This is a genomic window from Culturomica sp. (assembly GCF_003524185.1).
GTDB lineage: Bacteria > Bacteroidota > Bacteroidia > Bacteroidales > Marinifilaceae > Culturomica > Culturomica massiliensis.
In genome coordinates this window covers 151,714-171,969 of the sequence record NZ_DOED01000006.1, presented here as the reverse complement: position 1 = coordinate 171,969, position 20,256 = coordinate 151,714, and the positions used below count along the sequence as shown (strand labels likewise).

15 protein-coding genes are annotated in these 20,256 nt (G+C 44.0%); 8 read left to right on the top strand and 7 right to left on the bottom strand.

The features are described from left to right. Positions 1-2: 2 nt before the first annotated feature. The 3 genes from DD657_RS02185 to DD657_RS02175 are packed head-to-tail and all read left to right on the top strand — an operon-like array spanning position 3 to position 5,196. Complete coding sequence (locus DD657_RS02185; RefSeq protein ID WP_287048311.1) at positions 3-1,631, top strand: RagB/SusD family nutrient uptake outer membrane protein; 1,629 nt, start codon at positions 3-5, stop codon at positions 1,629-1,631. Between the two features lie 8 nt (positions 1,632-1,639). Continuing rightward, complete coding sequence (locus DD657_RS02180; protein WP_287048309.1) at positions 1,640-3,595, top strand: alpha-L-fucosidase; 1,956 nt, start codon at positions 1,640-1,642, stop codon at positions 3,593-3,595. Positions 3,596-3,630: 35 nt separating this feature from the next. Further along, positions 3,631-5,196 carry a sulfatase family protein gene (locus tag DD657_RS02175; protein WP_287048307.1) on the top strand — a complete coding sequence of 522 codons (1,566 nt, stop codon included), beginning with the start codon at positions 3,631-3,633 and terminating at the stop codon, positions 5,194-5,196. Between the two features lie 62 nt (positions 5,197-5,258). Here the strand turns inward: DD657_RS02175 and DD657_RS02170 are convergent, their stop codons facing one another. The 4 genes from DD657_RS02170 to DD657_RS02155 form a co-directional block, all read right to left on the bottom strand. After that, positions 5,259-6,854 (bottom strand): aspartate:alanine exchanger family transporter, encoded by a 1,596-nt coding sequence (locus DD657_RS02170; protein ID WP_287048306.1) that lies wholly within the window; start codon positions 6,852-6,854, stop codon positions 5,259-5,261. A 94-nt stretch (positions 6,855-6,948) separates the two neighbouring features. Continuing rightward, complete coding sequence (locus DD657_RS02165; protein WP_287048304.1) at positions 6,949-8,169, bottom strand: 3-phosphoshikimate 1-carboxyvinyltransferase; 1,221 nt, start codon at positions 8,167-8,169, stop codon at positions 6,949-6,951. Between the two features lie 10 nt (positions 8,170-8,179). Beyond that, a complete protein-coding gene (gene aroB, locus DD657_RS02160; protein WP_287048302.1) occupies positions 8,180-9,220 on the bottom strand; it encodes a 3-dehydroquinate synthase in 1,041 nt (346 codons plus the stop codon). A gap of 158 nt (positions 9,221-9,378) precedes the next feature. After that, positions 9,379-9,810: a nucleoside deaminase gene (locus tag DD657_RS02155; RefSeq protein WP_068692314.1), complete on the bottom strand. Its 432-nt coding sequence runs from the start codon at positions 9,808-9,810 to the stop codon at positions 9,379-9,381. A 216-nt stretch (positions 9,811-10,026) separates the two neighbouring features. Between DD657_RS02155 and DD657_RS02150 the strand changes: the two genes are divergently transcribed. Beyond that, positions 10,027-11,220 (top strand): phosphoglycerate kinase, encoded by a 1,194-nt coding sequence (locus DD657_RS02150; RefSeq protein WP_021989423.1) that lies wholly within the window; start codon positions 10,027-10,029, stop codon positions 11,218-11,220. Between the two features lie 55 nt (positions 11,221-11,275). Here the strand turns inward: DD657_RS02150 and DD657_RS02145 are convergent, their stop codons facing one another. Both DD657_RS02145 and DD657_RS02140 read right to left on the bottom strand, forming a co-directional pair. Further along, a complete protein-coding gene (locus DD657_RS02145) occupies positions 11,276-11,947 on the bottom strand; it encodes a potassium channel family protein (RefSeq protein WP_021989422.1) in 672 nt (223 codons plus the stop codon). Between the two features lie 22 nt (positions 11,948-11,969). Beyond that, positions 11,970-13,778 (bottom strand): TrkH family potassium uptake protein, encoded by a 1,809-nt coding sequence (locus DD657_RS02140; RefSeq protein ID WP_021989421.1) that lies wholly within the window; start codon positions 13,776-13,778, stop codon positions 11,970-11,972. Between the two features lie 198 nt (positions 13,779-13,976). On the opposite strand from DD657_RS02140, the gene DD657_RS02135 reads away from it, so the two are divergent. Continuing rightward, entirely contained in the window at positions 13,977-16,613 is a 2,637-nt protein-coding gene (locus DD657_RS02135; RefSeq protein WP_068691196.1) for a PAS domain-containing protein, read from the top strand. 33 nt (positions 16,614-16,646) lie between these two features. On the opposite strand, the gene DD657_RS02130 is transcribed toward DD657_RS02135, so the two are convergent. After that, a complete protein-coding gene (locus tag DD657_RS02130; RefSeq protein ID WP_021989419.1) occupies positions 16,647-17,015 on the bottom strand; it encodes a DMT family protein in 369 nt (122 codons plus the stop codon). A 94-nt stretch (positions 17,016-17,109) separates the two neighbouring features. Here DD657_RS02130 and DD657_RS02125 point away from each other — a divergent pair, with 94 nt between their 5' ends. From DD657_RS02125 to ruvB, 3 genes are all read left to right on the top strand, one after another. Then, a complete protein-coding gene (locus DD657_RS02125) occupies positions 17,110-17,946 on the top strand; it encodes an AAA family ATPase (RefSeq protein WP_021989418.1) in 837 nt (278 codons plus the stop codon). Positions 17,947-18,148: 202 nt separating this feature from the next. Continuing rightward, complete coding sequence (locus DD657_RS02120; protein WP_068691194.1) at positions 18,149-19,114, top strand: DUF4435 domain-containing protein; 966 nt, start codon at positions 18,149-18,151, stop codon at positions 19,112-19,114. 110 nt (positions 19,115-19,224) lie between these two features. Continuing rightward, positions 19,225-20,250 carry a Holliday junction branch migration DNA helicase RuvB gene (ruvB, locus tag DD657_RS02115; RefSeq protein WP_021989416.1) on the top strand — a complete coding sequence of 342 codons (1,026 nt, stop codon included), beginning with the start codon at positions 19,225-19,227 and terminating at the stop codon, positions 20,248-20,250. Positions 20,251-20,256 lie beyond the last annotated feature (6 nt).

Here is a 20,256-nt window from a genome sequence, read left to right as displayed (position 1 = left end):
TTATGGTAAAGATAAAATATACAATTGTTTGTTTGCTGATATATGTGCTTGCATGTATATCTTGTGATCTGGAACGTTTCCCGTTGGATCAGTTTTCGGAAGAGAGTTTCTGGACCAGTGAAGATAACGCGACACTCGCTCTGACTGGTATTTATAAAGCAAATATTCTGTTTAATTCCCCGGAATACGGGCCTACGGACTGGTGGTCGTATGGAGGGTTGTTGTTTATGGAATTTCCTACGGACAATGCCTATGATCGCCGGGGGACCAATTCTAATTTTTATAAAATGACCAATGGGGCTTTGTTGCCTAATAACGGTTATGTTAGCGCATATTGGAGCAATTCATACGCTAAAATTACACGTTGTAACCGTTTTCTCGAAGGGGTTTCGAAATTGACAGATGAGGCCGTCAGAACCCGTTTGACGGCCGAAGCCCGTTTTATAAGGGCTGCTCAGTATTTTTACCTGTCTTCTTTTTTTCATGACGTGCCTTTGGTAACGAAAGTGCTGACGAAAGATGAAGCCAATATGGTGGAAAAGGCGTCCAAAGCCCGAATCACGGATTTTATTATCCAGGAATTTACCGAAGCGGCAGCCGATTTACCCCGTTTTAAAGATTTGCAGACAAATGAAACGGGACGGGCTACTAAACAAGCGGCTCTTGCCTTTTTGGGACGTACCTGTTTAGGGGCTAAAATGTATCCTGAGGCGGCGGCAGCTTACAAACAAATCATTGATTTCGGGGATAATGATATCGATCCGAATTATCAGTCGATTTTTTTACCCAGTAATGAAAACAGCAGCGAGAATATTTTTTCAATGCAATATTTAGAGAATCTGGCCGGAATGGCATTGATGCAGCATGCATTACCCGTAAAAGACGGCGGATGGTGTCTGATCAATGTAGCAGGAGGGTTGTTCGAGGCATACGAATTTACGGACGGAACGCCTTTCAGTTATAACAGCCCACTTTATGATCCTGCAGATCTGGGTAAAAACCGCGATCCTCGTTTGAATTATACGATTTATTATAACGGAGCTGTTTTTAAAGGAAAGGTCTATGATTGCCACCCTGATTCCAATAGTCCGGATAAAGTGGCGGGCGGTCAAACGACCCAAACGGGGCTGATGATGCGTAAATATTTTGATGAGGCATATTCGGGGGATAAGAATAGTTATGGAGGGAATGTTCCCGTTATCCGTTATGCCGAAGTTTTGCTGAGTTATTTGGAGGCTAAGCTGGAAGCCGGAGAGGTGATTACACCGTCTTTGTTGAACGAAACGATCAATAAAGTAAGAGGGCGTGCCAGTGTAATGATGCCGTCTGTAACACAGACAAACCCCGATTTGCTCCGGCCTCTTTTGAGGAATGAACGCCGGGTGGAACTGGCAATGGAGGGTATTCGTTACTGGGATTTGCTTCGCTGGGAAATTGCTCATGAGGTGCTTAACGGATATATTTTTGGTGCGCCTTTTCCCGGATCGGTGCGGACAAGCCCTACTCCGGACGGAACGGTTGATCAATACGGCAGATGGTACGTAAATCAACGCGCTTTCCGTAGAGATATGGATTATAAATGGCCGATCCCCCAAGGGGAACAGGACATTAATCCGAATTTACGTAATTGATTCAGAGAATGGGAATGAAGAAAAAACAAATATGGACTGTGATCTTTTCATTGTTATGGGGTGGATTGACGGCACAGGAAGCCATATCGGTCTTTTTACCGGAAAATCCGTCGAAGGAAGAAGTGATACGATTGGCAACGGAAGTCCGTCCGTCGTATCGGCAACTGGATTATCAGCAGCGGGAAATGTTGGGTTTTATACATATCGGGATGAATACGTTTACCGGTATGGAATGGGGTACAGGGAAGGAAAGTCCTTCCCTGTTCAATCCTTCGCAATTAAATGCCGGCGAGTGGGTGAGAATATTCAAAGAGGCAGGAATTACAGGCATTATTCTGGTCGCGAAACACCACGACGGCTTTTGTGTATGGCCGAGTAAGTACACTTCGCATACCGTAGCGCATTCTCCATGGCGGGAAGGTAAAGGAGATTTGGTCAGAGAGGTTGCTGAGGCTTGCCGGGAGTATGACGTGAAATTATGTTTGTATCTGTCTCCTTGGGATATGCATGAAAAAACATACGGAACAGAAGCATATAATGATTATTATATCCGTCAGTTGGAGGAATTGCTGACGGAGTACGGACCGGTTTATTTACTTTGGTTTGACGGGGCCGGGATCACAAGCGACGTGAGTGGTCGAGAGATGCCTTTCGATTGGGAGCGGATATTCGGCAGAGCCCGGGAATTGCAGCCCGGTGTTATACTTTCAGGCAATGCGCCCGATATACGTTGGGTGGGTAATGAAAAAGGGAAAGGACGTGAAACGGAATGGTGTGTGCAGGGGATAGACAATAACGAAAGGTTGTTCGGATCGCTGCCGGGATATGATCCGACATTATCCGATTTGGGCAGTATAGATGATTTAATGAAGAGAAAGCGTTTGGTTTGGTATCCTTCCCGGGGAGGACTTCCTTTACGTAAAGGATGGTTTTACAATGAGCGGGATGACAATACGATTAAGTCTTTGTCTTATTTGGTGAATAGTTATTTTGAGACGGTCGGACAAAATTCGAATTTGTTGCCCAACTTGTCTCCTGGTCCTACAGGACAAATTCCGGAAAAAGACGGCCGACGTTTGATTCAGTTCGGGGAGATCATTTCCCGTATGAAGCGGATGGATTATGCCAAGGGTGCTGTTGTGACGGCTATTGCGGGGTGGGAAGGAGAAACCCCTTCGGACGTGATTACCGATGATACGCCTTTTACTTCCTGGCATACGGCGGATGGGACGACACTTGCCGTGGCGGAGGTACAGTTGAGAAAGCCTGCTCTGATCAATGTGATAAAATTACAAGAAAATGTCTGTGATTTCGGTCAGCGTGTCGAACGCTTTGCTATCGATGTATGGAACGGTAAAGACTGGAAAGAAGTAATACAAAGTACGACCATTGGATTCAGAAAGATGCTCCGTTTGCCAGAACCTGTTTTGGCTGACCGGTTTCGGATACGTTTTATGGATGCCCGGGTGTCTGTTTCTTGGGGTAATTTATCCATGTACTATTTGGAGCAACTACCCGGTGAAGAAGAAGAGCGGCAAAAACGGAATGCGGTGCCTTCTGCTTGTATTCGAATAAAATTGGACGGAATAACTTCCCTTTCGGGTGATGAAAAAACGTTATCCGATGGAGATGTACATTCCCGTTGGGACGGTGAAATAGAAAAAGGGCTTGCTGCATTTATTTTAAAATTGGACAGTCCGCGTGATTTGTCCGGATTTTCTTATTATCCGGTAGAAAATGGTCTGGGCCATATTGAAAATTATTCTGTCAGAGTGAGTACGGACGGGAAACATTGGGGGAGACCGGTTGTTTCGGGACGGTTCGGAAATATAACCAATAACCCGGTAGAGCAAATTGTTTTGTTCGACGCCGATCGTGTACTGTATGTGAAATTTGAAATTCTGAGTACGACTTCGGGGACGAAAAAATTCTCTATAGCCGAATGTGGTTTGCTTGAAAAATGATATATTTAATTTGTAAATAATCAATCGGTAATTTTATGAAACGATATTTATTTCTCACTTGTTTTTCTTCACTGGCCTGTGTAACCGGGAGTGCCACTCAGAAAAGCGAAAAGCTCAATCCTGATTCGGCAGACCGCCGATGCCCCAATGTTTTGATTATCTATGCCGATGATTTGGGGTACGGTGATTTGGAATGTTATGGAGCGAAAAATGTGCAGACTCCCCATATAAATCGATTGGCAGCGGAAGGTATACGTTTCCGTAATGCACATGCCACGGCAGCGACGAGTACGCCTTCGCGCTATTCGATGCTTACGGGGGAATATGCCTGGCGACGTCCCGGAACGGATGTTGCGGCCGGGAATGCCGGAATGATCGTCCGTCCGGAGCAATATACCCTGGCGGATATGTTTAAGAATGCCGGATATGTTACTGCCGCAATCGGGAAATGGCATTTGGGATTGGGGGATAAGGACGGGCAACAGGATTGGAATGCTCCGCTTTCGGCTGCATTGGGCGACCTGGGTTTTGACTATTCATATATAATGGCTGCGACAGCCGATCGTGTCCCCTGTGTTTTCATAGAAAACGGCAAAGTTGCCGACTACGATCCGGAAGCTCCGATAGAAGTGAGCTACCGGAAACCGTTCGAAGGGGAACCGCTGGGGAAAGATCATCCGGAGTTGCTTTATAATCTGAAATCAAGTCACGGACACGATATGGCAATTGTGAACGGTATCGGGCGTATCGGTTATATGAAGGGAGGGGGAAAGGCACTCTGGAAAGATGAGAATATTGCCGATTCCATCACTACCCATGCCATCGGTTTTATCCGGGAGCATAAGGACAGGCCTTTTTTTATGTATTTCGCCACAAACGATATACATGTTCCCCGTTTTCCGCATGAGCGTTTTCGTGGAAAGAGTCCGATGGGGTTGCGGGGAGACGCTATCGTGCAATTCGACTGGAGTGTGGGGCAAATCATCGATGCCTTGGATAAATTGGGGCTGGCAGAAAATACGCTTATCATTCTTTCCAGTGATAACGGGCCTGTCGTAGATGACGGATATCAGGACCGTGCGGAAGAACTTTTGAACGGACATAGTCCCGCAGGATCGCTTCGCGGTAACAAATACAGTGCATTTGAAGGAGGAACCCGTATTCCTGTCATTGTCAGATGGCCCGGTCAGGTTCCTCCTGACCGGATATCCGATGCTCTGGTGTCGCAAATCGACTGGTTCGCTTCACTGGCTTCGCTGGTAGGGGCTGAATTGCCGAAGGGGGCAGCTCCCGACAGTTTCGATTACCTTGGTACGTGGTTGGGTAAGAATCAGACAGATCGCCCCTGGGTGATAGAACAGGCTGCCAACCATACTTTGTCCGTACGTACTAAAGACTGGAAATACATCGAACCGAACGACGGTCCTGCCCTGATTACCTGGGGGCCGAAAATAGAAACGGGTAATCTGAGTACTCCGCAATTGTACCGTATCGCCGACGATGTTGCTGAACGGGACAATACGGCATTACTTTATCCTGATGTCGTTTTCGAATTGCAGAATATACTGAGGCGTGTCAGGATGAAGAATCTCAAGCCCTGACGGGATAAAATGCGATGTATTCCGATTATACAGCTCTGATATCCGTTCGGTATCAGAGCTTTTTACATACCTATGGCAATCAACTGAATGAAAATAATCAGGAATACCATAGCGATGGGATAAACGGTTGCATAAGCGACGCTGGGAGCATCGCTGTCGGTCATGGATCCGGCTGCTGCTAAGCCCGGCGTACTGGTCATACCGCCGGTAATGGTTCCCAGTAAATCGAAAATATTGATTTTAAAAATGAAATAGCCGATAACGGAAGCAATGAGCATGGGTATTAAAGTGATGGCCATACCTACGCCGAAAAGGGTCCAGCCGCTTTCCCGGAAGGTGGCGACCAGGTTTGCGCCGGCAGAGGTACCTACTTCGGCTAAAAAAAGCAAGAGTCCCAATTGACGCAGCAATAGGTTGGCGGCTCCGGACATCGACCAGATAATAGGACCGGTTTTACCGAGCGAGCTCAATACTAAAGCCGTCAGCAATATTCCTCCGGTCAAGCCGGGAGAAAAAGAGAAACTATCGGAGAAAGAGATGTTTATTTTCCCGACCAGTACCCCCAATACGATTCCCATGGCAATGGGGAAAAAGTCCGTATCGGAAAGCCGTTTTTCATCGTTACCGAGGAGCTTGGACAGTTCTTTCAGGCTATCCTGGTGGCCGACGGATAATAGCTTGTCTCCGAATTTCAGTATTAATCCGGGATCCGGCGAAAGGTCGATACCGCTTCGTCTTATGCGGGTTATGGTACAACCGAATGTTTCCTGTAAATTGAGGCTACCCAATGTTTTTCCGATGACTTCTTTGCGGGTGAGCAATAGGGATTGAATTTCGTAAGAAGTGGCCAGCGGCAAATCCTCCTGGACGGCTTCTCCGACCAACATCCCCAGTTGTTGCAGGGCAGATGCGCTACCGACGGCTTTAATCAGATCGTTTTGGAATAAAACGGTTTTCGAAGTCGGGATGGAAGTCGAATCTTCGTGTTTTATCCGGGAAATGACGGCACCTGTCATGGTACGTACCTGAAGCTGTATCAGGCTTTTTCCGAAAATATTCTCGTTTGTAACCCGGAAGGTGCCTGTCTGTAATGCCGGGAATTTGTCACGTTGTTGAAGTTCCAGCCGTTTTTCCTCCTGTTTTAAATTTATTTTCAGGATACCGGGCAACAGCTTTACGAATAAAATAACCCCGATAACCCCGAAAGGGTAGGCGATACCGTATCCGATGGATGCGGCTGAAGATTGTGTGCTGTCGATGGCTGCGGCCAAACCGGGCGTACTGGTCAGCGCCCCGGCGATCAGGCCGACGACTTCCGGCGTATTCAAGTCGAAGATATATTTGCAGATAACACCGGTAATACAGGCTGATCCAATAATTAATAAGGTAAGTAGTATCAGCATTTTTCCTTTGGATTTAAAGGAATGAAAAAAGCCGGGACCGGCTTGTATGCCGATGGTAAAAATGAACAATACCAAGCCGAAGTTTCCCAGTTCTTTGGGAATAATCACGCCGAAATGTCCGAAAAGTAAAGCGATGAAGATTACGGCAGAAACGTCCAGTGATATGCCCCGGAAATTTACACGTCCCAATACAAATCCCAATGCTACGATCAGGAATAAGGCAAAATAAGAAGATTGCAATAAGCTTTCTAACATAGGATCAATAAAAAGGTTTATATACTAAATAGTGAATATGCGGTTTCCAATGGCGTGATCCCGTATGGGAACCTTGGGTCTGCCGTTTTATTATTTAAGTGAATTCGAGCCCTAAGGCCGAAAGCTGTTCCCAATAGGTGGGAAAGGATTTCGATACAACCTCCTGATCGACGATTGTTAGGCCGGGATGTTTCAGGGCTGCCGGGGCAAATGCCATGGCCATGCGGTGATCGTTGTATGTCATGATCCGGGGATGTGTTTGCGCCTGCCTGCGCTCCCCGTTCCATATCAGTTGGCTGCCATCCCCGGTTGTCAGGATGTATCCTAGCTTTTTTAATTCGGTAATTAACGCGCTGATCCGGTCGGTTTCTTTAATCCGTAACGTTTCTACACCCGAAAATTCGAAAGGAATATTTCGTATACAGCAGGCTACGGCAAAAGATTGTACCAGATCGGGCATTTCTGTGAAATCGTATTTTAAACCGGTTGGGTCTGAATTTTTTCTCTCAATGACGACTCCCTGTGAGGTGAAACGGGTATGCACTCCCAGTTGTTTCCAAACCTCCGTTTGGTGCGAGTCTCCTTGCAGGCTTTCGGGTAGAAGGCCGGGTAAAATGATTTGTCCGCTTTCAGTCATAGCCAATAGCTCATAGAAATAAGAAGCTCCGCTCCAGTCGGACTCTACCCGGTAGTGTACCGGACGATAATTTCCCGGTTTTACGTGTATACAATGTCCTTTTACGGATATTTCAGCTCCGAATTCCCGTTGCAAGGCGATGGTCATATCTATGTATGTACGGGAAACGATTTTACCGGTTAATGTCAGTTGCAATCCGTCTGCCATATAAGGAGCGATCATCAGAATCGCTGAAATATACTGGCTGCTGACAGAGGCCGGTATTTCGATGGCGCCCCCTTTCAGGTATGAACCGTAGATGCGTAAAGGGGGATAACCGTTTTGGCCTGCATATTCGATATGTGCTCCCAGCTTGTTGAGGGCATCTACCAGTACTCCGACAGGACGTTGCTGCATACGTTCAGAGCCTGTGATTTCCCAGCGTCCGACAATACGTGAAAGAAAAGCTGTCAGAAAGCGCATGGCTGTACCCGCATGACCGATATTGAAATGGCAGTCGTCAGAATTCAGCACTTCCAGCATGTGGTTGGTGTCGTCGCAATCCGACAGATTTTCAACCGGCATATCGCTGTCCGATAAAGCGTTCAGTATCAATACCCGGTTGGAAATACTTTTTGAAGCCGGTAGCTTCACTTCTCCGTTTATTGTTTGAGGTATAGAATTCAGGCTTATTTCCATACGTTTTATCTTACTTCTGTTTTAATGCTTGCAATGCTTGCTCTATCTCTTCCCGGGAACAATAATTGTCAATAGAAAATGCTCCCGGTTCTTGTAATAAGGTAAAGTTTACACCTTCCCGGTCGTTCTTTTTATCGTGTAACATGAGTTCGTATAGGGTAGAATCGTCTTCGGATACCATGTATTCCGGATAGATATTCCGGATAAAACGGACGATTTTTTCGTATAAAGCAGAGTTAAACCCCATTTTCCGGACGGATAGGTAAAGTTCTGCAATCATACCGTATGCTACTGCTGCACCGTGTGATAATTCCCGGCCGGAGCTGATAGCTGCGCTTTCTAAAGCATGTCCTGCGGTATGTCCGAAATTTAAAGCTTTCCGGATACCTGCTTCTTTGGGGTCACTTTGTACTACAGCATATTTGATTTCCACGGACTCTTGTATCAGGGAAGAAAAGTTTACCCAATCGATATGAGTCAGGTCCAGTTGCAGGATTTTTTCAAAATGTTTCCCGCCTGCCAGTAAAGCGTGTTTCAGCATTTCCCCGCAACCGGATAAAAGCTGAGTGTACGGCAGGGTTTTCAGGAAGCAGCTATCGATAATGACTTTGGAAGGAAGTGCGAATGTGCCGATTTCATTTTTCAGACCGTTGAAATTGATGCCTGTTTTTCCTCCGACGGAGGCATCTACCTGGGCTAAAAGCGTTGTCGGGATATTGACGCATTTTATGCCCCGCTTGAAGCAGGAAGCTGCAAAACCTCCGATGTCCGTTACGAGGCCTCCTCCGATATTTACCAATACCGAATTTCTCCGGGCTCTCTGATCCGATAATACTTTCCAGATATAAGCGGCACTTTCCAATGACTTATGGGCTTCACCTTCTTGTATCGATATTCGGTGGGTCTCTTTTATCCGGGTCAGATTGAGAAAAGGAAGACAGTACTGAGCCGTATTGTGATCGGTCAGTATAAAAATATCTTCCGGTTTGAAACCCTGCAGACAATCGTCGAGAACAGTCCGTATATCCGAAGTGAAAATTATATTCTCCATATCAATAAGTTTGAGACAAAGATAGGGCGAAAAACAAAAACTAAAAATTAATTCGGTTTGTAATGTTTTCAGACTGGTGATTTAAATCCAGCGAATACCGGTCGGAATGATCATTTTTTTTGATAAAGTTAAAGCATTGTATTTTGCCGGATAGGAACTTAGCGGCGTTTTTGAAAAAAGCGTTTTACAGGCTCACTGCATTCGGGCTCGAGAATACCGGAAGTAATTTTGGTGCGGGGGTGAAGCACTGCCGGGCTTAACCGGCTGAATCCCCGCTGGGAGTCGGAAGCTCCGTATACCAATTCCCCGAGTTGGGCCCAGGCCATTGCTCCGGCACACATGGTACAGGGTTCCAGGGTGACATAAAGGGTGCATTCGTTCAGGTATTTTCCGCCAAGAGCGGCTGCCGCCATCGTGATGGCGACCATTTCAGCGTGAGCTGTCACATCATTGAGCCGTTCGGTCTGGTTGTGGGCCCGGGCGATGATTTTGCCTTTGCAAACGACGATTGCCCCTACCGGAATTTCGCCTTCCTCTTCCGCCAGAGATGCTTCTTCTAATGCCTTGCGCATGTATAACTCGTGTGTCATATATCTGATTTTGAGCAGGGTTGAAGAGCCCCTTTTATTTGTGTATTTGAGTGCAAAAATAAGGGAAAAATTACAATCGTTTGAGTTTTTTGTCGGTTTTATAAATTGAAAATATTTGGGAGGCATTCGTTTTATTGTTATTTTTAACGGCGGAAAATAGAGGAGAGAGACTTATAAAGTATATTCTAAATCAAATAATTATTTAAAATTTTAACTATGCAGTCAATTGATACTTATGATTTCAGAGGTAAAAAAGCTTTGATACGTGTAGATTTTAATGTGCCTTTGAATGACAAATTTGAGATCACGGATGACACGCGTATGCGGGCAGCTATTCCGACGATTAAAAAAGTATTGGCCGGAGGAGGTGCTGTGATTTTAATGTCACACCTGGGACGTCCGAAGAATGGTCCGGAAGATAAATTTTCACTGAAACATATTCAAAAACATCTGGAAGAATTAACCGGAGTGAAGGTAAAATTTGCAGATGATTGTATCGGAGAAAGTGCAAGAAAAGAAGCAGCTTCATTGAAACCGGGAGAAATCCTGTTGTTGGAAAATCTGCGTTTCTATAAAGAAGAAGAAAAAGGAGACGAAGAGTTTGCCCGTAAATTGGCTGATTTAGGTGATGTTTGGATCAATGATGCTTTTGGAACGGCTCACCGTGCTCACGCTTCTACAGCTGTTATCGCTAAATTCTTCCCGAATGATAAATTGTTCGGCTATGTGATGAAAGGTGAACTGGATGCTGTAGATAACGTGATGAAAAATCCGCAACGTCCGTTTACCGCAATCATGGGAGGATCGAAAGTATCTTCTAAGATCGATATTATTATGAACCTGATGGGTAAGGTGGATAACCTGATCCTGGGTGGAGGTATGACTTATACCTTTAAAAAAGCTTTGGGCGGTCATGTCGGTTCTTCTATTTGTGAGGAAGATAAGTTGGAGTTGGCCCGTGAGATTATGCAAAAAGCAAAAGACGCAGGTGTTAATCTGGTGCTTTCAGATCAGGCTGTCGTTGCCGATGCTTTTAGTAATGATGCTAACACGCAGGTATGTGATCCGATGAATATTCCCGACGGTTGGGAAGGTTTGGATATCGGTCCGGCTACCCGTGAAAAGTTTGCCAGGGTAATTGAAAATTCCAAGACGATTCTTTGGAATGGTCCGGTAGGGGTTTTTGAAATGCCGAAATTTGCAGAAGGTACGAAGGCTGTGGCAGATGCTATTGTAAAAGCGACGGAGAAAGGTGCTTTTTCATTGATCGGCGGCGGCGATTCGGTGGCTGCAATCAATCAGTTTGGATTGGCGGATAAAGTTAGCTATGTATCTACCGGAGGTGGTGCATTGCTTGAATATATCGAAGGCAAGAAATTGCCGGGGATTGAGGCTATTCGTGGGGAGTAATAGTCTTTAACTGATTTAGGTGACAGCCGAAGTTTTTAACTTCGGCTGTTTTATTTCAGTTCAGTAATGTCTGGAAATTTTTAGGTTTTCCGGCTAAAATAAATACGTCGTCCTGACCGACGATAAAACTGTTTTCCGGTTTATCGATTAATTCAAGCCGGTTTTTCCCGTGTTCTTCTCCGTTTACCGGGTGCTTGATGGCAATGAGTTTCAGGCCTAAATTTTTTTCGAATTCCACATCTCCCAATTGGCGGCCGATAAAAGGAGCGGGTAATTTCATTTCGTATATAAAGTAGTTTGGGGTTACCATATACGAATAAATGGAAGTTGTCAATTCTATTTTCAAAGCGAAGAAATCCGCATATTCTTTTTCCGGACGCACAATTTCTGTAATTCCCATAGCTTTCAGAATTGTTGAATGCAGGTCGGAAATCGAACAGGCAACAATTCGTTTGGCTCCGTTTTCCTTCAATGTGGCAACAGCCATAACGGAAGCTCCGATGTCTTTCCGAATGGCTACGAAAATAATATCCGCATCTTTTAATGGCAGGGTTCTTATAGCTTCCCGGCTGTTGATGTTCAGACTGATTGTGTTTTTGATGCTGTTCTGGTACTCGTTTATTTTGTCGATATCTTTGTCAATTCCCAAAACTTCGTGTCCCAGGTCGGTGAGCCGTTGTGCCAGTGCTATTCCGAAATTGCTGAGTCCGATGATGATGCAGTTCATATGTATTGGTTTTAGTTATAAGTTAAAGAATGACTCTTTCTTCGGGATAACGGTAGGGCTGTGAAAGTTGTTGCCTTGCGATACCCGTGAGTAAGGTAATGAGTCCGACTCTGCCGACAAACATCGTGAGGCTGATAATAATTTTACCTGCAATGCTTAATTCGGGCGTCAGTCCCAGTGTCAATCCGACCGTACTGATGGCAGAAATGACTTCGAATGTAGCTTCTGTAACGGACACGTGATTTTCTGTGAGTAACAGAAGCAAGGTTGCGATTCCGATCCAAAGTACAGACAATAGGATGATAGCATGTGCCCGTCTTACATTTTCAGACGGAATCTGACGGCGGGCTATTTCAACGTTGTTTTTATTCCGGATAACGCTGAAAATATTTTTAATGGCAATGGTGAATGTTGTTGTTTTAATACCGCCACCGGTTGACATCGGAGAGGCTCCGATCCACATCAGAAGCATAGTGACGAAGATTGTCGGAGGTAAAAGGCTGGCCATGTCTATGCTGCTGAATCCCGCCGTACGGGGCGTTACCGCACTCATAAAAGAAATGGCCAGTTTACCGGAAAAAGGCAGGTCTTTCAACGTATTGTTGTATTCCAGACCCAGGAAAAGACAGGTGCCCCCAATCACCAGAATCAGGGTCATCGGGATGACAATACGTGTTGTCAGACTGATGATATGTAATTGGCGGTTATAGGTGGAGGGATTTCTTTTTATTCGGTTGACGGCATTCCGGAAATGGTAATTGAAAAGTCTCCCGAAATTGAATAGGATCGGAAAGCCGATACCGCCGAGAATGACCAGGAGAGCTATCCAGCATTGTAATCCATATAGGTGTCGTACGGTCGGATCGTAGAGGTTTCCCGGTAGCGTCGAAAATCCGGCATTGCAAAATCCCGATACCGAATGAAAGACAGCAAAGAACAGCTTATCCGGAATTTCTGTAGCGGGAACGGACCGGATCTGATCGTAAATAAGATAGGCTCCTATGGTTTCAATGATGAAGGTGGTCAGTAAAATGTAGAATAAGGTACGGAAAATGTCACTTAAAGAGTTTTCATTCAGGATGTTTTTCAGGCTAAGCTGATCCCGGAAGGATACCTGACAAAAAAATGACATGGCGAAAAAACTGGTAAATGTCATGACACCGATACCTCCTATTTGAATAAGGGTTGCCAGGATAATCAGTCCGGTGAATGTGAACGTGGAGGACGTTTCCACAACGGTAAGTCCGGTAACGCATACCGCACTGGTAGAGGTGAAAAGTGCATCTATAAATTGCAGATGTCCATGGTGGGCATTGGGTAATAGCAGTAGGAACGTACCTGTCAATATAATAAAAAGGAAACTGTAAGCAAACATCATTTCCGGTTTCAGGTTGCGTTGCAGAGTGGTCACTATTTGTTTCGATAGCTGGATAAGGCTGACGACGGATAAGAGTATGTAAGTCATGATCGTAATCGCATGATGCATGAAAGCACTTAAATGGGCTGCCGGCCTTGAATCCAGAATGACAGTTAATAAAATGAAGGCGAGGATAATAGAATCCAGCCAAAACGCTTTTTCCCGTCTGAAGCCTTTTATGTCGGACAGGATTCTTCCCAAAGCTGTATAAAAAAATATCCGTAGAAGTATTTTATAGGTTTCCAGAATGTAATATTTTGTTTCAGGGTCTTCCTGAAAACCGATTTCGTAAATCAGCAGGCACAAGGTACAGAAAGAGGCTATGAATGAAATGACTGTAGCGGATATTCTGACAATTGCTCGGCCGGTACGTAGAAATAATCTCGTTTTGTATTTTAGTTCTGCAAGTCGCATGATGCATTCCCTTTAAGGATCGGAAATTTTGTTTAAAATTCCGTTTATCACAAAGGTAAAAATTTTTGTGTGATTCGGTATTTTTCCGGTATTCTCTTTTGATAAGGAAAAGTTTATGGCACAATGATATAATTTAAGTCTGTCGATTTTATTTTTGAGATTCTTCCTATCTTTGCAGAAGTTTTGAAAAAGTAGGTCATGAGAAAATGTGTAGGCCTGATTATCCTAATCGGATGGTTGGCAGGAGGTTCTGTTTCTGCTACGGATCAAAAGAATCAGGTCATTGTATTTAATTCCATAACGTTTAATGAGAATTGGAGTGATTTGTTTTTGAAAATGATTTATCGTCAAATTTCAGACCGGGATAGTATCGTTTTTGAAACTTATGAATTGGTATTGCCTCGTTTGAAAAAAGAGGCCGATGTGGAGCTGTTGCGGCGGGATATTTTAAAGAAATATCCGGAAAAGCCCGATGCTGTTGTATTTATCGGTGACCCTGCCTGGATGATATGTGCTCCTTTATTCGATTCGGAATGGAAAGATGTGCCGGTGATCCTGTGTTTTGTCAGGGAACGGATGCCTGCATCCATATCGGTTTTACTGGCACAGGAGACCTTAACACCGGAAAATACGATATTGTTGGAGGATTTTAACCGGGACTATAATATTACGGTTTTGTGGCAGCCTTTTTACATCCGGGAAACGATAGAGGTGATGCGTCGTATCATCCCGAATATGAGCAAGGTGGCTTTGATTTCCGATAACCGTTATGTCAGTACCTTGACCCGGTCGGATTTTGAACGGATTATGCGGGAGAATTACCCTGATTTGAAAGTCGAACAGTTGTGTACACAAGATTTGAGTACAGATCGTTTATTGAGTATATTGACTGAATACGATAAAAATGTAGGGGTCATTTATTATAGTTGGTTTTTACGGTCGGTAGAGGAAACTTCGGCTTACCTCGAAAACAATGTCTGGAAATCGATATTCGGATTTACGAATACTCCTGTGTTTACTTTGACGGATATGGATCTGCAAAAGGGGTATTTTGCAGGGGGGCATTTTATTTCGGTACATGATTTCACAACGACCTTTCTCCGGGAGCTTAAAGCGATTTTAGCCGGCAAAAAGGCTTCCGACATACCCTGTCAGGCCGGCGGAGAGGCACAGACATACTTGAATTATCTGGCCTTACAATGGTATGGGATAGATCCGGATTTATATCCGGACGGGGCTGTTTATTACAATGTTCCTCCCTCTTTTTATCACAGGTATTGGTATGTTGTTTGGGCTGTCGTTTTGTTGTTATTGGGAATTGTAGGTGTAAAATTGTATTTTGATAAAAAGAGTAAAAAAGACCGTTTTTTTCTGAATTCTATTTTAAATAATCTGCCGATTCCGGTTAGTATTAAAGATTTGGACAACGGCCGGAAATACGTTTTGTGGAATAAGAGTCTGGAAGATATGTTCGGCGTGTCTGCGGATATTTTGATCGGAAAGAATGAAAATGCGGCTTTGGGCGGTGAAGTTATGAAGCTTTTCAGAGAATTAGACGATATCGTTATTCGTGAAGGTACTTATTCTGCCGTACATCATGCCCAATTTGCGGACGGGAGGGAACATTTCTTCCTGATGAATAAAGTGGTCGTTTCCTATAAGAACAGACGCCGTTGGATTACGAGTTCTACTATTGATTTGACCGAAGTGGAACAGAAGCGTAAGCAATTGGAGCGATTGAACAAGAAATATGAGTTTGTATTGAGAGCGACACACCTGATCCCTTGGGAATGGGATATACAAACTCAGAAAATTTATGTGAATATGGGATATGCGGAGCGGGAAGATTTACAGCAATACAAAGATAGGGTCATCGACGGAAACATTTGTTACAATATGGTTCATCCGGAGGACCGGGAACGGATAAAAAGGATTACCGAACAGTTGCTTGATGGGAAGACGGAGGCTATCCTGTCAGAGTACCGGATTGTATTACCTTGTGCACATGAACCGATATGGGTCGAAACATATGCTATCGTAATGGAATGGGATGAAAGAGGGCTTCCGAAAATCGTAACCGGAGCGATGCATGAGATCGAAGGAAGAAAGCGTATGGAACAGGAGCTTCGGGATGCTAAGGAGAAAGCCGAAGAATCGAACCGGTTGAAATCGGCATTTTTAGCGAATATGAGTCATGAAATCCGTACCCCCTTGAATGCGATTGTCGGTTTTTCCGAAATATTATTACAGTCCTGCAATACACCTGAAAACCGGGAGTATACTCATATCATAGAAACGAACAATAAACTGCTGCTGCAATTGATCGATGATATTCTCGATCTTTCGAAAATAGAAGCCGGTACATTGGATTTTTTTGAACGTAGTGTAGAGGTAAATACCGTTTTGTCCGATTTGCTGGAAGTGGTCCGTTTGCGTTTGAAATCGGATAAGGTTTCCCTCTTGTTTGAGGAATCTATTCCCGGTTGTGTGATCCGGACGGATGAAAAACGGTTGTCACAGGTTTTGATTAATTTTCTGACGAATGCCATCAAGTTTACAGAATCAGGAAGTATCCGCCTGGGATATCGCCTGGATGCAGACCCGCAATACCTTTATTTTTATGTTAAAGATACGGGGATCGGTATAGATCAGGCAAAGCAGCAGGAAATTTTCGGGCGTTTCGTTAAATTGAATTCCTTTGCTCAGGGGACGGGATTAGGACTTTCCATTTGTGAAACGATAATATGTAAGCTGGGAGGAAAAATCGGTGTTATTTCTTCTCCTGGAGCCGGTTCCGAGTTTTGGTTTACGTTGCCTTACTCCAAGGTATGTTGACGCTTAATTCCCCGCACCGCTTATTTTGTCGGTTTATTTCATGAATACGAAATAAACGGCCAGAATCAGACATACGCAGGCGGCAGCATGATTCCATTGGAAGCTGACTCCTTTGAAACAGATCAAGGAGAACAGAATGAATATCACCAGGGTAATGACTTCCTGGATGATTTTTAATTGCATCAGGTTGAAAGGGCCGCCGTTACCTTCGAATCCTAAACGATTGGCAGGAACCTGGGCGCAGTATTCAAAAAAAGCAATCCCCCATGAAAAGAGGATGACGCCGATAAGTGGCCAGTGGGTACTTATTTTAGCTTCTTGTAGTTTCAGATGGCCATACCAGGCAAAGGTCATAAATATGTTGGATAAAATCAGCAGGCCGATTGTTGCAAGTCCTCTCATAATGAAAATTCAAAATAGTAAAACAGTGCAAAATTATATTTTTTGTCATTCATTATTCCTGTTTAGTTTTATATCTTTGTAGAAAGTGTAGATTATGGAAACGAACCTTATTCATGGGATAGAGATTTTTAATCTTTGGAAGAAGATTGATTTCTGCTGGAAGGATCTGAATCCCGACGTAAATATACTTATCGGTATAAATGGTAGTGGTAAAACAACTTTGTTCAATATTATCGACGCCATATTTACAGCGGACGTAAAGCGTCTGAAGGCGTATGATGTTAGTGTGAATGCCTGGATAAACGATTTTACGATTGAATATACTCCCAAAACTCCGTCCGGAGAATTGAAGAAAGCTTTGGAGGGTGTCCGGTATTTGAAAATCAGTACATTCGATGTACCGATGAAGGATAAGCCGAAAGCCGGTAAAGAATACAGCCAGCTTTATAACGAATTGCACGATATTGTTTATAATATCGGGGGAGATTCTCCTTCTTTTTCCGATTATCGGCTGAAAGCGACGAATTTTCCGGAACAGGCCACTTGTATAAACGAGCGGATACGGATGTTTTATGATACGGTGAATCGTTTATTTGCCAAAACGGAAAAAACCATAGAAATAGATCCGCATACCAATCATTTGATATTTATCGATCATGGAGAGACGATTCCTCTTTATAAGCTGTCTTCGGGAGAAAAACAGCTTCTGATTATCTTGTTGCGGGTGTTTTTGATGGAGGAGCAACCTTACATTTTATTGATGGACGAACCGGAAATATCTTTGCATATCGAATGGCAATACCGTTTGTTTGAAGAAATCCGGGGGTTGAATCCCAATTGTCAGATTATAACTTCGACTCATTCGCCCAGTTTATTCGGGGACGGCTGGGGAGATAAGTTGTTTTTTGTCGAAGATTTAGTAAAGAAATAGAAGTTGAGAAATTATTTGTAGGTATAAGTTTTGGGGAATAGATTGTGTATGTGCCTGGATGAATTTTAGCCTAAAAGTTTGTACCTCTGATTTTAATGTTTATATAAATTGTAAATTTTAGATTGTCTGGCAACCTGATTCGTTATCAGATTTTTTTAATCTAAGATCTAAAATCGTCAATCTACAATTTAAACGTTCGAGTATGTTCGGTGTGCGTGCGGATAATGATAGAGATTTGTACTTTGCGAGTGCAGCCAGACGTTTTGCCTTGGATGCCAAAATGTTTCGTTGCAGGGCTGCCGTACATGTCGAAAATAAGGACGATATTGTTTTCTGGAGTACGGTGTTGAAGCATTTCCGGCCCAACGATCGTTTCCATTTTATTGCGGGGTCCAGGAATGAATTTGGGCATGAAACAAGCGGTGTGACACAATGCCTGAAATATTTCAATTATTTGAGTCCGGATTTTTTCATTTGCATCGATAGTGATTATCGTTATTTGATGCAGGAGAAGGAGATGGACGTTGCTCATTTTGTTTTGCAGACTTATACTTATTCTTTCGAGAATCACCATTGTTTTGCGGAGGGACTGGACGAAGTTTGCGGACGGGTTACGCATATCCCGAATTATATCTTTGATTTTCGTAAATTTTTGAAAGACTATTCGCGGATTCTTTATCCTCTTTTTATCTGGCATCTTTATTTTATGGGTGCCGATCCGGCCCGTTTTTCCAAATACGAGTTTAACCGCTATCTCAATCCGAATATATGCAAGCCTGCACAATCTTTGCGTGATAATGCCAGACGGGTATTGGAGGAATTACAGCGAAAGGTGCAAAAACGGGTCAATTATTTTCAGCATACCTACCCGAATGCCGATTTGGAGTTTATCCGGCAGAAATTAGAAAGGTTGGGTTTGCATCCCGATACGGCGTATTTGTTTTTGCGGGGACATAATATGTACGACATGATCAGTTGTTTGTGCAAGGAGGTGTGTAAAGCTTTATTGAAACGGGCGAAGGACGGTCATCGTACCCGGGAGGCGATAGCGGCCTTGTATCGTGACCGGAATCATGTCGACATTGAATTGAAGCGGAATCTGAAATATGGAGCCTATTTGCCGATCCGGAAACTGGAGGCGGATATAGAAGCTTTTTTTAAAATCTAACTTCAAATGTTAATCTTCTTTATAATTTACTACTCTTTTAACACTTTTCGATTTTAACACTTTGAGTTGAGCTATTGTTTTTATATTTTTGATGTCAGATGTAAAGGGTTATGGGTGAATTTAATATAAGAGACAATACTGTAAAAGAGACGGATAGGGAATTTGAGCGTGCGCTGCGTCCGTTGAATTTCGGAGATTTTCAAGGACAACAAAAGATCGTAGAAAACCTGCGGATATTTGTAAGTGCAGCCAAAATGCGGGAAGAGGCTTTGGATCATGTTATCCTGCATGGTCCTCCGGGGTTGGGGAAGACTACCTTATCCGCTATTATTGCCAATGAGTTGGGAGTTGGAATAAAGATTACTTCCGGGCCGGTATTGGATAAACCCGGAGATTTAGCCGGCCTATTGACGAATCTGGAAGAAAATGATGTTCTTTTTATAGATGAAATTCATCGGTTGAGTCCGATTGTGGAGGAGTATCTGTATTCGGCTATGGAAGATTACCGTATTGATATTATGATCGATAAAGGACCGGCTGCCCGCTCCGTGCAGATACAGATCAATCCTTTTACCTTGGTCGGGGCAACGACCAGGAGTGGGTTGCTGACAGCACCTTTGAGGGCCCGTTTCGGTATAAATTTTCATTTGGAGTATTACGATACGGAGGTATTGGCAGGGATCATTACCCGGTCCGCCGCCATTCTCAATATCGGGATTACCAGCCAGGCTGCCATGGAGATCGCTTCCCGGAGCAGAGGTACGCCACGTATTGCCAATGCGTTGTTAAGGCGGGTAAGGGATTTTGCTATGGTAAAAGGTAGCGGGGCGATTGACAGGGATATTACCCGTTACGCATTGGAGGCTTTGAATATCGATAAATACGGTCTCGATGAAATGGACAATAAGATACTATTGACAATTATTGAAAAATTTAAAGGCGGTCCTGTCGGTTTGACGACCATTGCGACAGCCGTGGGAGAGGATCCGGGAACACTGGAGGAAGTCTATGAACCGTTCCTGATCAAAGAGGGTTTTCTGAAACGTACTCCCCGGGGAAGAGAAGTGACCGAGCTGGCCTTTAAACATTTGGGGAAAGACATGCGAAGAACGGATTGGCAACCGACTTTGTTTTGATGGAAA